This is a genomic window from Nostoc sp., assembly GCF_036916975.1.
In the GTDB taxonomy this organism is placed as follows: Bacteria; Cyanobacteriota; Cyanobacteriia; order Cyanobacteriales; family Nostocaceae; genus Nostoc.
Map to the genome: position 1 here is coordinate 33266 of NZ_JBALFF010000105.1, position 15099 is coordinate 48364.

General features: G+C 42.5%; 9 protein-coding genes and 1 pseudogene. 3 read left to right on the top strand and 7 right to left on the bottom strand.

Annotated features, from left to right (window positions below; genetic code table 11):
- Positions 1-265 precede the first annotated feature (265 nt).
- The 3 genes from V7K73_RS25530 to V7K73_RS25540 all read right to left on the bottom strand — a co-directional run bounded on the left by V7K73_RS25530 (position 266) and on the right by V7K73_RS25540 (position 3217).
- Complete coding sequence (locus tag V7K73_RS25530; protein ID WP_334884215.1) at positions 266-1024, bottom strand: class II aldolase/adducin family protein; 759 nt, start codon at positions 1022-1024, stop codon at positions 266-268.
- Positions 1011-1682 carry a hypothetical protein gene (locus V7K73_RS25535; protein ID WP_334884217.1) on the bottom strand — a complete coding sequence of 224 codons (672 nt, stop codon included), beginning with the start codon at positions 1680-1682 and terminating at the stop codon, positions 1011-1013. Before V7K73_RS25535 ends, V7K73_RS25530 begins: the two co-directional genes overlap by 14 nt.
- A gap of 368 nt (positions 1683-2050) precedes the next feature.
- The gene (locus V7K73_RS25540; protein ID WP_334884219.1) at positions 2051-3217 is read right to left on the bottom strand and encodes a pyridoxal phosphate-dependent aminotransferase; all 1167 of its coding nucleotides are present in this window, start codon (positions 3215-3217) and stop codon (positions 2051-2053) included.
- 271 nt (positions 3218-3488) lie between these two features.
- Here V7K73_RS25540 and V7K73_RS25545 point away from each other — a divergent pair, with 271 nt between their 5' ends.
- A complete protein-coding gene (locus V7K73_RS25545) occupies positions 3489-4157 on the top strand; it encodes a ribonuclease T2 family protein (protein ID WP_334884221.1) in 669 nt (222 codons plus the stop codon).
- A 294-nt stretch (positions 4158-4451) separates the two neighbouring features.
- Here V7K73_RS25545 and V7K73_RS25550 read toward each other — a convergent pair whose 3' ends face one another.
- Entirely contained in the window at positions 4452-5534 is a 1083-nt protein-coding gene (locus V7K73_RS25550; protein WP_334884223.1) for a class I fructose-bisphosphate aldolase, read from the bottom strand.
- 199 nt (positions 5535-5733) lie between these two features.
- On the opposite strand from V7K73_RS25550, the gene V7K73_RS25555 reads away from it, so the two are divergent.
- The gene (locus V7K73_RS25555) at positions 5734-6594 is read left to right on the top strand and encodes an alpha/beta hydrolase (RefSeq protein WP_334884225.1); all 861 of its coding nucleotides are present in this window, start codon (positions 5734-5736) and stop codon (positions 6592-6594) included.
- 360 nt (positions 6595-6954) lie between these two features.
- Here the strand turns inward: V7K73_RS25555 and V7K73_RS25560 are convergent, their stop codons facing one another.
- Both V7K73_RS25560 and V7K73_RS25565 read right to left on the bottom strand, forming a co-directional pair.
- The gene (locus V7K73_RS25560; protein ID WP_334884227.1) at positions 6955-8598 is read right to left on the bottom strand and encodes an acetolactate synthase large subunit; all 1644 of its coding nucleotides are present in this window, start codon (positions 8596-8598) and stop codon (positions 6955-6957) included.
- Between the two features lie 145 nt (positions 8599-8743).
- Complete coding sequence (locus tag V7K73_RS25565; protein WP_334884267.1) at positions 8744-10111, bottom strand: NAD-dependent succinate-semialdehyde dehydrogenase; 1368 nt, start codon at positions 10109-10111, stop codon at positions 8744-8746.
- A gap of 226 nt (positions 10112-10337) precedes the next feature.
- On the opposite strand from V7K73_RS25565, the pseudogene V7K73_RS25570 reads away from it, so the two are divergent.
- A pseudogene (locus V7K73_RS25570) lies at positions 10338-11018 on the top strand (Uma2 family endonuclease).
- A 41-nt stretch (positions 11019-11059) separates the two neighbouring features.
- On the opposite strand, the gene V7K73_RS25575 reads toward V7K73_RS25570, so the two are convergent.
- Positions 11060-15037: an EAL domain-containing protein gene (locus tag V7K73_RS25575; protein WP_334884229.1), complete on the bottom strand. Its 3978-nt coding sequence runs from the start codon at positions 15035-15037 to the stop codon at positions 11060-11062.
- Between the last annotated feature and the right edge of the window lie 62 nt (positions 15038-15099).

The following is a 15099-nucleotide window of genomic DNA, read 5'->3' on the forward strand; positions in this document are numbered from 1 at the left end:
AGTAGTTGTGAAAATATCCCCAAAAAGCATTTACACAAGTTAATTAAATACCCGTACACCAGCATTAATTTTTAGCCAAGCACTATTGACAAAAAGAGTTTCGCTTCACCTGTCACGAATAAAGGGGGAAAGTGCGATCGCCCCCGTCAATCTTCAATGGATATCCTCAAATGAATAAATTCAGGGAAGTTTGACATAAAAATAGAGATTAGTGGGGTAAATTAAGACTTTTGCGCTTATTGTCGCAGTGCCAAAAAACATATCACTAATTCAGCAAATCAGGTTCTTCGCGTACAATTCTGTCGTAAAGGGGCTGGAAGCCGAACCACCCACTTGTATGTGACCCCACTTGAGTTTGTGTTAAACGGGCTGTTTCGTGTTTGATAATAGTAGGTCTACCGGCAGCTTCTGCCAGTAGTTGGCCTTGGCACGATCGCTCTAAGCTAATGTACCAAAAGGCAGCTTCATCTACTGTATGTCCCACAGTTAAAATGCTGTGGTTACGCAGGATTATCGCTTTATTTGGCCCCAAAGCTTGCGCCAGTCGCTGACCTTCAGAAATTTCTAAAACCATACCTGTGAAGTCATCAAATAACGCATGGTCTTCATAAAAAGCACAAGAATCTTGAGTCAAGGGGTCAAGAAGACGACCTAAACTAGACCAGGCTTTACCATAAAGTGAATGCGCGTGAGCCGCCGCGATTACATCAGGTCGAAGTTCATGAATTTGAGAATGGATGGCGAAAGCTGCTCGATTCACTTCAGCATCACCTTTAACCACCTCACCTTGTCTGTTAACCAAGATCAGGTCAGAAACTCGGATATGACCGAAGTATGTACCGAATGGATTCACCCAGAAATGGTCTGTAAACTCTGGGTCACGAGCTGTAATATGGCCTGCGATTCCCTCGCTGAAACCAAATTTACCAAACAGGCGAAAGGCAGCAGCTAGGCGTTGTTTGCGGTGCAGACGTTCGTCTTCTACTCGCTCGAATACGGGGGGTTGTGGTCTAGTATAGGGCATGTTCTTTTTCCTCTTCCTCTTGACAAGGAGCGTTGGAATATCCAGAGCGAAAGGATTTGACGCTATGAGATTCTGGGATGAACTGGTGACGCCAGATGCAACCAGTATCATTACCTAGAATATGGATAGATACAGATGCGCTCTGGGATGTAGTTTTGACGGCGTGGATATCACCATCTGGGGGTAACAGGCGGTAGATATCTCCTGTTTGAAGTCTACGCACTTCAGTTATTTGTAATTGTGCGTGTTCTTGGGCATCGCCGTTATCTACACGGCGATAGACTGTTTCTTCTTGATTGCCTTTGTATAAACCAATTAATCCCCAGGCTAAATGGTCGTGGACGGGAGTCGTTGAACCAGGGGGAATCACCAAACTAAAGATTGACACTGACCGGTCTTTGGCGCGATAAAGTAGCCACTGACCAATACCGCCGCCCATCCTGCTTTCGGGATTGACTTGGGCAAACTTTTGGGGTAGCCATTCCTGTTGGACAAGCAGTTCTTGAAAATAGGGTTCTAATCTAGCGAGAGTTTGGGTGCGATCGTCAACAGTGCGATCGCTAATTTCAGACACTTTTGCCACAAACGATCGTAGTTCCTGGCTCTCAATAAACCATTGGTCTTCGCGCAATGGTTCCAAGATAGTGTGGTTTTTCATCTATATTCCTCCGTTTAGGAGGCGACTAATTATTAACTAATTACTCCTAGTGGTCTGTCCCATTAATTTTGCCGGGCTGCGAGATCCCCGACTTCTTCAATAAGTCGGGGATCTGAACACCACGAACCTCTGAAAACTTTTGGGACAGAGCACTAGTTACGAATTACGAATTACGAATTACGAATTACGAATTACGAATTACGAATTACGAATTATTTTAATTACGAATTATTTTAATTACGTCTACCTACTTATAACTCGAAAGTTCAAGCTTGAAAATTAACTCCACCCGTTCAAGTTGAAAAGGTGGAGTTAAAAAGTTGGAGAGTAAGTAAATTCTCCTCTCACAAATGACAAATGACAACCAACTAAATAGACGACTTAACAAATTTCTCCAATCTATCCATTCCCTTTTCAATCGTCGCCATATCTGTGGCGTAGGAAAGGCGAATGTTGTCATCAGCGCCAAAAGCAATTCCGGGGATGACTGCAACTTGATGTTTTTCTAGCAAAGCGTCACAAAATTCTAAAGATTTTAGACCGGTTTTGCTGATATCAGGAAACAGATAAAAAGCCCCATCTGGTTTTGAGGTACTCAATCCGGGAATGGCGTTGAGTCTGTCTAACATTACTTGTCGGCGTTTAGCGAAAGCTTGGCGCATTTCTTCGACACAATCTTGAGGACTTTGTAGCGCCGCGATCGCACCATATTGGGCAAAGGTACACACGTTAGATGTACTATGTCCTTGGATGGTACTCGCGGCTTTAATGATTTCTACAGGCCCTGCTAAATAACCAAGTCTCCACCCAGTCATAGAATAAGCTTTTGCAAACCCATTACTAATCAAAGTCCGGTCAAAAATTTCCTTCCCCAGAGAACCGATGCTGATATGTTCTGCACCGTCGTAGAGAATCTTTTCGTAAATTTCATCAGAGACAACAAAGATATCTGCATCAACTACTACCTGCGCCAGTGCTTTGATTTCATCTGGCGTGTAAACCATCCCTGTGGGATTAGATGGAGAGTTGAGGATAAATAACTTTGTCTTCGGCGTGATGGCTTTACGGAGTTTTTCGGGAGTAATTTTATAACCCGTCGTTGCATCTGTAGAGACAATTACTGAGACTCCACCGACCAAAGTCACCATTTCGGGATAACTTAGCCAGTAGGGTGCAGGGATAATTACCTCATCGCCTGGATCGATTAGCGCCACGATCAAGTTGTAGAGAGAATGCTTACCGCCATTGGTGACGATGACATTTTCTGACTTGTAATCAAGACCGTTATCAATTTTAAGCTTGTGGGCGATCGCTTCCCTTAACTTTGGTTCTCCAGCTGCTGCACCATACTTGGTTTTGCCTTCTGACAAAGCTTTTACTGCTGCGGCTTTAATATGCGCTGGGGTATCAAAATCTGGTTCTCCAGCGCTAAAACTACAAACATCTATTCCTTCTGCCTTCAGTGCCTTAGCCTTGGCTGCGATCGCTAAGGTTAATGAAGGTGTTACCTGACTTACTCTTGCTGCCAGCTTCATTCTTACTATTTTTGGCAAATCTTTCACTGATCTAAGGATATCCCAGAATCTCTACCAAGATTTGTTTTTTCTGAATTCGTTGAGAATTGGCAAGAATTTCTCAGTCTTGACTATTTACTCTTAACCATGTATTCTTTAAAACGTTTTTCGTTTGTATGCAATATACTTTCACCTCTCTTCTATAGAATCTTACTCCCCAACGCTAGCTCTTAAGAGGCTGTTTTTGTTAGGTCTGTATTCGGCTTATTTCTAGGAAAAACCAACTATTTATATGCTGTTGAAGAAACTTCTCATCCCATCTTCTCTGTTAATTACAGGTCTTTTTATCACGAATCCTGCCATTGCTCAAAATCGCGGTACTCCGGGTAAATTTGATTTTTATGTATTGACACTTTCTTGGTCGCCGGATTATTGTGCAGCAAATGGTAGCCGTGACCAGCAACAGTGTGGTTCTGGAAAGAAACTTGGTTTTGTATTACATGGTTTGTGGCCACAATACCAAGCTGGTTATCCTGCTAATTGTTCCACAGAAAAATTACCGTCGGAAGTAAAGCGACAATTTCCCAATTTGTATCCTAGTAATAAACTTTACGATCATGAATGGGAAAAACATGGAACTTGTTCGGGGAAAACTCCAGAGGAATACTTGGCATTGAGTAAAAAGTTAAAAGATGCGATCGCTATTCCCGCAGCTTATAATCGTCCTAACAAACCCTTGCGTACCACAATTACAAATTTTAAAAATTCATTTGTGAGTGCAAATAATCAAATTACTCCTGATGGTATAGCCCCTTTTTGTTCTGGTTCAGGAAGATTTTTGCAAGAAGTCTTCTTTTGTTATTCCAAAGACGGTCAACCTGGTATTTGTAGCGCCGAGATTTTGAAGCGATCGCGAAAAAGTTGTGGTCAACCAGATTTCTTACTGAGAAACATTAGATAAAAATGGGGAATTGGGAATTGGGAATCGGGAATCGGGAAAGAATTGTTATAAGTAAGTCGTCCCAAATAATCATCACTGGTTTGTAGTTGCGCTTTAGCGCTAAAGCGCAACTACGAGCCAAATACAGAGATTTTACTTTTCGTTACATAGTTTGGTTTTTTCTCGCCGACCTACTTAACTCCCAACTCCCAACTCCCAACTCCCAACTCCCAACTCCCAACTCCCAACTCCCAACTCCCAACTCCCAACTCCTAACTCCTAACTCCTAACTCCTAACTCCTAACTCCCCACTCCCTAAGCTATCGTCACATCCGGCGACAAATAAACATCCTGAATCGTATGAAACAGTTTTACACCTTCCTCAAAGGGACGCTGGAAGGTCTTTCGCCCAGAAATTAATCCCGAACCACCAGCGCGTTTGTTAATTACAGCCGTGCGAACTGCTTCTGCGAAGTCATTTTTACCAGTCGCACCACCAGAATTAATCAGCCCCACCCGCCCAGAGTAGCAATTTAGCACCTGGTAACGAGTTAAATCAATTGGGTGGTCAGTTGTCAATTCTGTATAAACCCGCTCATCGGTTTTGCCATAACTCTTACCAGTAGCTTTGGCAATTGCACCGTAACCATTATTATTTTCTGGTAACTTTTGTTTAATAATGTCGGCTTCAATGGTTACACCCAAATGATTCGCCTGTCCGGTGAGGTCAGCCGCAAGGTGGTAATCTTTATCTTGTTTAAAAGCGTTATTCCGCAGATAGCACCAGAGAATTGTCACCATCCCCAGTTCATGGGCGCGTTTAAAAGCTTTGCTGATTTCCTGAATTTGTCTGGTAGACTGGTCTGAACCAAAGTAAATTGTCGCACCTACAGCGGCGGCCCCTAAATTCCAAGCTTGTTCGACATCAGCAAACAATACCTGGTCAAATTGATTGGGGAAAGTCAGTAATTCGTTGTGATTGATTTTGGCAATAAAGGGGATTTTGTGGGCATACTTGCGCGAAACGATACCTAATGTTCCCAAAGTGGTAGCAACCGCATTGCAACCTGCGGCGATCGCTAGCCTAACAATATTTTCTGGGTCAAAGTAAATCGGATTAGGCGCAAAAGACGCACCTGCTGAGTGTTCAATGCCTTGGTCTACCGGTAGAATAGACAGATAACCAGTATATGCCAAACGACCAGTAGAGTAAAGTAACTGGAGATTACGCAATACTTGCGGGTTGCGATCGCTGTTGAGCCAGATCCGATCTACAAAGTCTGGCCCCGGTAAATGTAGTAAATCAGTAGGAACTTTTGCTTTGTAGGTAAGCAGGTCTTCAGCCTCTTTACCTAGCAATGACTCGATAGAATTAGCCTCTATGAGCGCTGTAGTCATAGTTTTTTCCTCAAAAATTGAGCAAATGACCTTTGGCTTTAAGATAGCATTTTTAATATTGCTAACCTAGCTGTGCGGGCATTAACTATAGCGGTTCCCATTCAGATGCGGTACCTCAATTTGCCTATTTGCGCTTTATTCATTACAGGTACAAAATGTAAGTCTATTAAAACCACTTGCGCTAAAGTAGAAAACTTCAATGCTGTACCGCAATTTTCAAACTCAAGCCGAGTTAGATTCTCAGTATAATCTTGGCGAGCTAGGTCTTGATATACCTGCGTATATGAATTTTTATGCCACAAACAGTGCTAAAGTACGTGAAAAACTCCGCTGCCATTTGAGTGTTCCTTTTGGCCCTACCCTAGTCGAACACCTAGATATTTTCCCCGCAGCCCAACCACAAGCACCAATTTTGATATTTATCCACGGTGGCTATTGGATGATGAGTAGCAGTAAAGACTTTAGCTTTGTCGCCCAAGGTCTGGTAGCTGCGAATGTTACAGTCGTACTGGTCAACTATGGCTTGTGTCCCAAAGTTACCATTGAGGAGATTGTTGGCCAAAATCGTTCAGCTATTGCCTGGATTTATCATCATGCCGAAAACTTCGGTGCAGACCCCAATCGGATCTATGTATCTGGCCACTCAGCCGGTGGTCATTTAACTGCTATGCTTATGGCTACAGACTGGGAAAATGACTATGGACTACCAGATGATATCATTAAAGGTGGTTGTGCTATTAGCGGTTTATTTGATTTAATGCCGTTTCCCTACACCTGGTTACAACCCAAGATACAACTTACCTGGGCTGAAGTTCTTCGCAATAGTCCTATCCGTCATATTCCCGAAAAAGCTGGCTCTATACTTGTAACCTATGGCGAGCAAGAAACTTCAGAATTTAAACGACAGTCTCAAGATTTTCTAGCTGTATGGAAGAAAAAAGGATTGGCTGGTGAATACTTACCACAGCCTGATAAAAACCACTTTACGGCAATCAATGGTTTTTTAGATGGTAACAGCCCATTGTGTACAGCAATTTTGAGACAAATTAAAGTTATATGATTCAACACATTGATCGCTAAATGAGAAATCCACAATCACTCAAACACCAAACTAAAGAAGTAAGTAGGTAGACAAGATAAAACCAAACTATGTGACGAAAAGTAAAATCTTTGTATTTGGCTCGTAGTTGCGCTTTAGCGCTAAAACGCAACTACGAACCAGTGATGATTATTTGCGCCCACTTACTTAGAAATTAATCAGGAGTTAGGAATAAATTAGGACTTACGCAAAATGACCAAAAAACGAACCGCAGAGGACGCAGAGAACACAGAGGAATAAGAGTTTGAGAGAGTTTTTGCGTAAGTGCTGATAAATAACTCCTAACTCTTGTACAGACGCGACGAGTAGCGTCTCTACTTTTTACAACGTACAAGTCAACTCGCCGGCTTTTTGACTAAAACGGTGATTCTCGCGGTAGTCTACGGGACAATCTATCACTGCGGGTACATCTTGAGCGAGGGCTTCTTTCAAAGTGGGAATTAAATCTAAAGCCGATTCAACTCGGTAACCTTTTAAACCCATGCTTTCGGCAAATTTAACAAAATCAGGATTGTTAAAATGCACAAAAGATGAGTTTCCTTTGCCAAATTGATTTTCTTGTTTCCACTCAATTAACCCATAGCCACCATCATTGAAAATTATGGTGACAAAGGGTGTACCGACACGCAAGGCTGTTTCTAATTCTTGAGAATTCATCATAAAGCCGCCATCGCCTGTTACAGCAACGACTTTGCGCTTGGGATGAACAAGTTTTGCTGCTAAAGCACCAGGAATGGCAATACCCATAGCCGCGAAGCCGTTGGAAATTATGCAAGTATTGGGGCTATGGCAATGATAATGACGGGCCATCCACATCTTATGTGCGCCAACATCTGAGATGACGATATCATCTGGCCCCATTACTTGCCGTAAGTCATAAATTAACTTTTGCGGCTTAATCGGAAATCCGTCATCATGGGCATACTGTTCGTAATCAGCCCGAATCTCTGATCTTAAGCTAATAGCAAAAGGATCGGGTTTACCTTGTCGGTCTGCTAATTTTAAAATTTCATAGAGGGAATCTGAAATATCTCCCACGACTTCGGCGTTAGGAATATAACTACTATCAATTTCTGCTGGACTTACCCCAATATGCACAATCGGAATTTCACCATTACGATTCCATTTTTTGGGGGAAAACTCAATCAAATCATAGCCGATCGCAATTACTAAATCTGTATTATCAAAACCACAGGTAATAAAGTCTCTTTGCTGTAATCCCACTGACCACAAAGCTAATTGATGTGTATAGGGAATAACGCCTTTACCCATGAAAGTATTAGCAACAGGTATATTTAGTAAGGTGGCAAATTGCGTTACGGCATCACTTGCTTGAGCGCGAATTGCCCCATTTCCGACTAAGATTAATGGGTTAACTGCTTGGCAAATTGCGGCGGCGGCTGCCCGAATGCTAGCAAAAGAGGCATAAGTTTTTTCGCTATTATCCTTACGCAAAGGTTTGCCTTCGACGGGCATAGCAGCAATATTTTCTGGCAAATCGATGTGAACTGCACCAGGTTTTTCTGATTGCGATCGCTTAAATGCTTTCCGTACTACTTCTGGTGTAATACTCGGTCGCACAATCTGCTTATTCCACTTGGTAACAGGTGCAAACATTGCCACCAAATCTAAATATTGATGGGATTCGATGTGCATTCTATCTGTTCCCACTTGACCCGTAATCGCCACTAAAGGCGCACCATCGAGGTTAGCATCTGCTACCCCAGTCATCAAATTGGTTGCCCCAGGCCCAAGAGTAGAAAGACAGACTCCGGCTTTTCCGGTTAAGCGTCCGTAGACATCGGCCATGAAGGCTGCACCCTGTTCATGACGAGTCGTAATAAATTTAATCGAAGAATGTTTTAACGCTTCCAAAACGTGCAGGTTTTCTTCGCCAGGGAGTCCAAAAATATATTGCACTCCTTCATTTTCTAAGCACTGCACCAATAATTCTGCTGTATTCATTTTATTTCCTAACTATTGACTCCTAACTCCTAACTCCTAACTCCTAACTCCTAACTCCTAACTCCTCCCTCCTCCCTCCTAACTCCTAACTCCTAACTCCTAACTCCTAACTCCTCCCTCCTCCCTCCTCCCTCCTAACTTTTGATCATTTAACCCACACTGTTTTAACATTGACAAACTCATGTATACCCTGGATACTCAATTCTCTGCCATATCCAGAACGCTTGATGCCACCAAAGGGCAATCGGGGATCAGATTTGACCATACTGTTGATAAAGACGGCACCTGCTTCGATTTCTTCAACCAAGCGATCGCTCTCTTGGTTGTTGGTTGTCCAAGCACTTGCACCTAAGCCAAAGGGTGAGTCATTAGCGAGTTTAATGGCAGCATCGATATCAGGAACCCGGAATAACAAGGCTACTGGGCCAAAGAATTCTTCTTTGGCAATTGCTGTATCAGGTGGGATATCTATGATAATCGTTGGTGGATAAAAGTTTCCAGGACGATCTGATAAAGAATGTCCACCAGTCAGGACTTTACCACCACTGCTGATAGCATTTTGCACTTGTTGATCTAAATCCTGGAGAATACCAGGAGTTGCAAGTGGGCCTAAATCGGTATCTGGTTGCATGGGATCGCCTACTTTCAACGCCTCAAATTTTTCTAAAAGTAATTTTTCAAATTTGTCTGCGATCGCTTCTGCGATAATAAAACGTTTTGCTGCAATACATGATTGCCCGTTATTCAACATCCGCGCTGTAGTAGCTGTGACAACTGCTGTCTCTAAGTCAGCACTCTCTAAAACAATAAACGGGTCACTTCCTCCTAATTCCAAAACGGTTTTTTTGATTTGTTTGCCGGCGGCGACGGCGAGTGATGCACCTGCTGGTTCGCTTCCGGTCAATGTAGCAGCTTTTACGCGGTCATCAGCCATTAAATCGGCAACTTTAGCAGCGCCTATTAATAGAGTTTGAAACGCACCTTCAGGAAAACCTGCGCGGCGGATAATATCTTCAATTGCCAAGGCGCACTGTGGCACATTGGAAGCGTGTTTGAGTAAGCCGACATTCCCCGCCATTAGCGCTGGTGCAGCAAAACGGAAAACTTGCCAAAAGGGGAAATTCCACGGCATCACGGCGAGAATCGCACCCATTGGTTGATAACGGATAAAACTCTCGCTGGCATCCGTTTTTATACTGACATCAGCTAAAAAATTAGGGGCGTGTTCGGCATAGTAGCGACAAACGACGGCGCATTTTTCGACTTCCGCGATCGCCGCTTTAAATGGCTTACCCATTTCTAGAGTCATTAACTTAGCAAATTCTGCTTTGTCTTGCTCTAAAATATCAGCAGCCTTTTGTAGAGCGTGCGATCGCGTCAAAAAACTAGTCTGACGATACTTTTCAAAAGTCCGATTAGCTAAATCGAGTTTAGCGATAATTTCTGCATCATTGAGTGGCTCAAAGGTTTTGAGCGTTTCCCCAGTGGCGGGATTAATGGTAGCGATCGCCATTATCTGACCTCCCATTAAAAAATAGCTTGAAGTAGGCTTCCTAATGTTATACATATAAAATGAGGAAGCTACTACCCAAATTCTAGTCTTTTAGCTAAGAATTAGCTGCTCAATATTACAATTTTGCAATTTTTTTGAAACAAAATATACCAATCAAGCAGTATTAATATTGATGGATTAAATACAACTAAAGTTGTTATAATTTGCACAATTCAGGAATCAAGCTATGACTCAAGTCTTAGGCAAAGTAGTTACATTCGATGAATTCGTTGCTAAATATCCAGATAACACAGAACAACGTTACGAACTATATGATGGAGTTGTAGTAGAAATGCCCCAACCAACAGGCGACCATGAAGAGATTATTGTATTTTTATCTACAAAAATCACTTTAGAATATAGTCGCCTTGGTCTGCGGTATGGTATACCAAAAACAGTATTAGTTAAACCACTTGAAAACGAATCAGCTTACTCGCCAGATGTGCTGCTCCTAAATCTTACTAATTTAGTTAATGAACCATTGTGGAAAAAAAAATAAACTGTTACTCAAGCAGCATCAATTCCTTTAGTAATTGAGGTAGTGAGTCAGTGCGTTGCGCGGGTTCCCCGCGTTGAAGCAACTGACGAACCCGTAAGGGTGAGTAGAAACTGGCGTGATGATTATCTGAAAAAATACGCTGACTATGAAGAAATGGGAATTCCTGAATACTGGATTGTCGATTATGGTGCATTGGGCGGTAGGGAATTTATTGGCAAACCTAAACAACCAACTATTTTAGTTTGCTGTTTAGAAGAAGGGGAGTATCGCGTTAGTAAATTTCGAGGAGATGAACGTATCGAGTCGCCAACTTTTCCAGAGTTGAATTTGACCGCAGAGCAAATTTTTCAAGCTGGCACAGTTAGGTAATTCGTAATTCGTAATTCGTAATTCGTAATTCCCCATGGCCTTTAAGTAAATATTAAGGGAAGTGGTTTACCTACTCCATAACCTTGAGCGTAATCGACTCCAAGTTCTTTGAGTCGTTGTAAGATAGCATCATTTTCGACAAACTCAGCGATTGTTTTTATCCCCATCACATGCCCGATCCGGTTAATCGCTTCCACCATCGCATTATCCACAGAATTCTCGACAATGTTCTTAATAAATCCGCCATCAATTTTCAAATAGTTGACTGGGAGGGTTTTAAGATAGGCAAAAGAAGACATACCACTGCCAAAATCATCTAAGGCAAAATGGCAGCCCCAGCGCTGAAGTTCGCTAATAAACTGAGTGGCTTTTGTTAAATTTGCGATCGCTACGGTTTCTGTAATTTCAAAGCAAATTGACTGTGGTGGAACTTGATACAATGCAAATTGCTCACGCAAAAAGTTAATAAACTGATCGTCGTTGATACTAGTGCCTGAAAGATTGATGGCATAAATAGTTTTACTATTGTGTTCTGTTAATGGCCAAGACTTAAACAGGGTGTTGATCACCCAACGATCGATTGTCGGCATCAGGTTGTAACGTTCAGCTGCCGGAATAAATGCCATCGGTGCAACTAAATTTCCCTTCTCATCTCTGAGGCGCAGCAAGATTTCATAATGAGTTTCTGGTGTTCCTGTAGGAGCGATCGCTGCAATAGCTTGGGAATATAAGCATAAACGATTTTCTGCTAGCGCCTTGGTAATCCGTGAAACCCACTGCATTTCTCCACGCTGTTGTAAAAGTTCTTCATCGTCAAACTGAAAAACATGAACGCGATTGCGTCCCTTATTTTTAGCAGCATAACAAGCAGCATCTGCATAGCTTAACAGACTGGCTTGGCTCTCACTGTTGGCGTTAATTTCTACTAAGCCAATACTGGCTCCAACCGAAAAAATATTGTCTTGCCAAATAAACCGAAACTCTTGAATAGTTTCGCGCCAACTATTAGCAATTCGCATAGCTTGCTCTAGAGAACATTGGTAAAGCAGTGCGCCAAATTCATCGCCGCCTAGTCTAGCTAATACGTCTGTTTGACGGATATTAATTTGCAATAGTCTTGTGACTTGCCGCAAAAGTTCATCACCGGCTGCATGACCACAAGTATCGTTAACAATCTTGAATTGATCCAAATCTAAATAGCACAAAGCGTGTTCTAGGTTCTGTGTTTTGGCGTTGCTCACCGCTTGCTCTAGACATTGTTCAAATTCGTAGCGATTGACTAGTCCTGTTAAAAAATCGTGGGTTGCTTGCCAAGAAAGTTGACGGGAGAGGCTGCGGTTTTGGCTAACATCATGAAACACCATGACTGCACCGACAATTTGATTGTGGCGATCGCGAATTGGGGCTGCGGAGTCATCAATAGCAATTTCGCGATCGTCACGGGTAATTAAAACTGTGTGATTTGCTAGACCGACGATCTCCCCTGATTTTAAAGCTTTATCTACCGGATTTTCTGCTGGTTCTCGGGTAGTTTCATGGAGAATTCTAAAGATTTCTGCTAGGTGTAAACCTTTTACCTCTTCGTGACTCCAACCTGTGAGCATTTCGGCAACGGGGTTGAAATACTGAATTTTGCCAGTTGCATTTGTAGTGATTACCGCATCGCCAATGGAATGTAACGTAACTTGCGCTAATTCTTTTTCGTAAAAAAGTGCTTCTTCCATCTGTTTACGTTGCAGCAATAAACCCAATTGGGCAGCAATGGCTGCAATATTTTCTACAATCTGCTTATCTTCAGTGGCAATAGCCAACTTAAAAAATACTAGCACTGCCAAAACTTGCTGGTTGGCAATCACAGGAATTCCCAATCCAGCTTTGATATCATTTTTTAAAGCTGTGTCTTGACGGAGGAAAATAGTTTCTGGTTGTTGGGAAACATCTTCATGCCACTCTGGTTGCTGTGAAGCCCAGACTCTTCCAGGTAAACCAACACCCAAAGCAAAGGTAAATGTTTCACTCACCGCCCGAAATTGATCGATTTGGCGTGCATGATTCCCATAGTTATCTTCATTGATGTACCAAGCTGAACTACATTGCAAAACATGATTATTAGCAGAAGGAATCCAGGCTTCGCCATAGTCCCATTCGGTTCTTTGACAGACTAATTGCAAAACTTGTGCTAATGCCGAGTTGAAATCTGGGGACTCGGCGATCGCAAATGCGATTGTTTTGAGAAAGCGGAGTTCTTCTTCTGCTTGTTTGCGTAAGCGAAGCTCGTTGTAGACATCGCTAATATCTCGATGAGTCCCTGTCATTCGCAGTGGGTTACCATCTTCATCGCGTGTGACAACCTTAGCGTAATTGGCAATCCATTTCCATTCGCCGGATTTAGTCAGGACTCGATAATCAAAGTTATAACTCTGCGAACTGTCTTGAAGATGAGCATTTAAGGTTTCCATTACCCAAGGCTGGTCTTCTGGATGGATCAACAGTTCCCAAGTGCTAACATTACTTGGGAGTTCTCCGACGCTGTATCCGAGCATTTCCAGCCAACGGTGGCTAAAATAAACTTCGCCAGTCAGAATTTTCCAATCCCACAAACCATCGCCAGAACCTTCCAGTGCAAGTTGTAGCCTTTCTTCACTTTTTTGGAGAGCGGCTTCTGCCGAAATCCGCTTAGTGATATCCCGAAAGCTGAAAACTCGTCCGTTGGGGCGATCGCTAATCCACTGAGGACGAGTATATAACTCAAAAATTCGCCCATCTTTTAATTCCCAAACATCGTAAGTTTTCTGTTCTGGCTGGTTGAGCATTTGGTTCGTCATCTGCAAAAACGCTTCTGAATCTTGCAGTTGACTGGCAATAAATAACAATATTTGCTGATCCTGTCCCCATCTCATCGCCTTCAGAACTGAGTCTGTAATTTGCCACATCTCAAGAAATTGAGTATTGAAGTTAATTTTTCTTCCCTGAGCATCCAAAACCAAAATGCTATCAGCTGTTGATTCTAGAGTTGCTTGAAGTAATGAGTTAGACTGTAGCAAATCGTAATTTGTCAGTTTCAACTCGGCTGCTTGCTTTTGAGCAAGTTGAGCAAAGTAGAGAACTAGCGTCACGAACAAGGTTAAAAACAGTCCTTCTACCAGCACTAGCTGTGCCACCGGAGATAGCAGCAATTGAACTTTTGGGCTAGTATTTGATAGCTGCTTAACAAGTATATTGTTCCAACTATTTATCGCTTGCCAGAGTAATAGATTTGCAGTCAAAACCCCAAAACCAATACTCAGGGGAAACCATTGTGGTAGGCGATCGACTCGCTCAAAAGCCAAAAGTTGGACGCTAACCCCAATCATCAGCAAGCCCAGTCCTGTGGGAAGTGCTACACCTGTTAGATATCCCCCTTTGTATTTGTAAGCTGTTTCTAGACCGCTAACGTAGCCGAATAATGCTACAAATCCAATAGCGATCGCTGCTGCTGATAACACTCCAGCAACAATTAATAAACGCTTGCTCATCTTGGCTAGAGATAAGCACAGCAATGCTATACCCAATAGAGTAAAAGCTAGTGCTGTATTCAGAGAAGGGCGACCAGGTAAGGGAGTACCAACTTTAATCAGCAATTGGTGGACAGGTTTATTGATCCCCAAGGTTTCGCTAGAAGTAAGATGAGTGCTTGTCAGGTAGTCGTGTATAAAAAGTTGGTCAATACCAAAGTCTACCCCAAAGATATATTGTGCCAAAGTCAAGCCACCAATCAGAGCAACCACTAAGCTCAATCCGGCTGCAAGTCGTCGCCATTTTTTGATCAGAGTCAGCAATGCCCAGCCATTGAAGAAAAAGGCTAGAGCAGTGTTGTAACGCATAGGAGGTGAATTTGGCAGGACTTGAATTATGGCATTTAAGTGAGTATGCCACGCAAGCATCACCATAAATCCCAAAATAATACTGAATACTGCGGTGAATAAGGGGATTATTTGGGATACTTTAGTAATAATTTTTAAAGTGAATAAATCAGCCATACTCATCCTGATTGCACAAATGCAAAATCTAACTCTTTCATTTATACTCAGTATTCCTTAAT

What these genes read in the sequence shown, in the direction of transcription:
- V7K73_RS25530 (WP_334884215.1), bottom strand. Translation starts at nt 1,024, where the DNA reads ATGCCCTATACTAGACCACAACCCCCCGTATTCGAGCGAGTAGAAGAC.
- V7K73_RS25535 (WP_334884217.1), bottom strand. Translation starts at nt 1,682, where the DNA reads ATGAAAAACCACACTATCTTGGAACCATTGCGCGAAGACCAATGGTTT.
- V7K73_RS25540 (WP_334884219.1), bottom strand. Translation starts at nt 3,217, where the DNA reads ATGAAGCTGGCAGCAAGAGTAAGTCAGGTAACACCTTCATTAACCTTA.
- V7K73_RS25545 (WP_334884221.1), top strand. Translation starts at nt 3,489, where the DNA reads ATGCTGTTGAAGAAACTTCTCATCCCATCTTCTCTGTTAATTACAGGT.
- V7K73_RS25550 (WP_334884223.1), bottom strand. Translation starts at nt 5,534, where the DNA reads ATGACTACAGCGCTCATAGAGGCTAATTCTATCGAGTCATTGCTAGGT.
- V7K73_RS25555 (WP_334884225.1), top strand. Translation starts at nt 5,734, where the DNA reads ATGCTGTACCGCAATTTTCAAACTCAAGCCGAGTTAGATTCTCAGTAT.
- V7K73_RS25560 (WP_334884227.1), bottom strand. Translation starts at nt 8,598, where the DNA reads ATGAATACAGCAGAATTATTGGTGCAGTGCTTAGAAAATGAAGGAGTG.
- V7K73_RS25565 (WP_334884267.1), bottom strand. Translation starts at nt 10,111, where the DNA reads ATGGCGATCGCTACCATTAATCCCGCCACTGGGGAAACGCTCAAAACC.
- V7K73_RS25575 (WP_334884229.1), bottom strand. Translation starts at nt 15,037, where the DNA reads ATGGCTGATTTATTCACTTTAAAAATTATTACTAAAGTATCCCAAATA.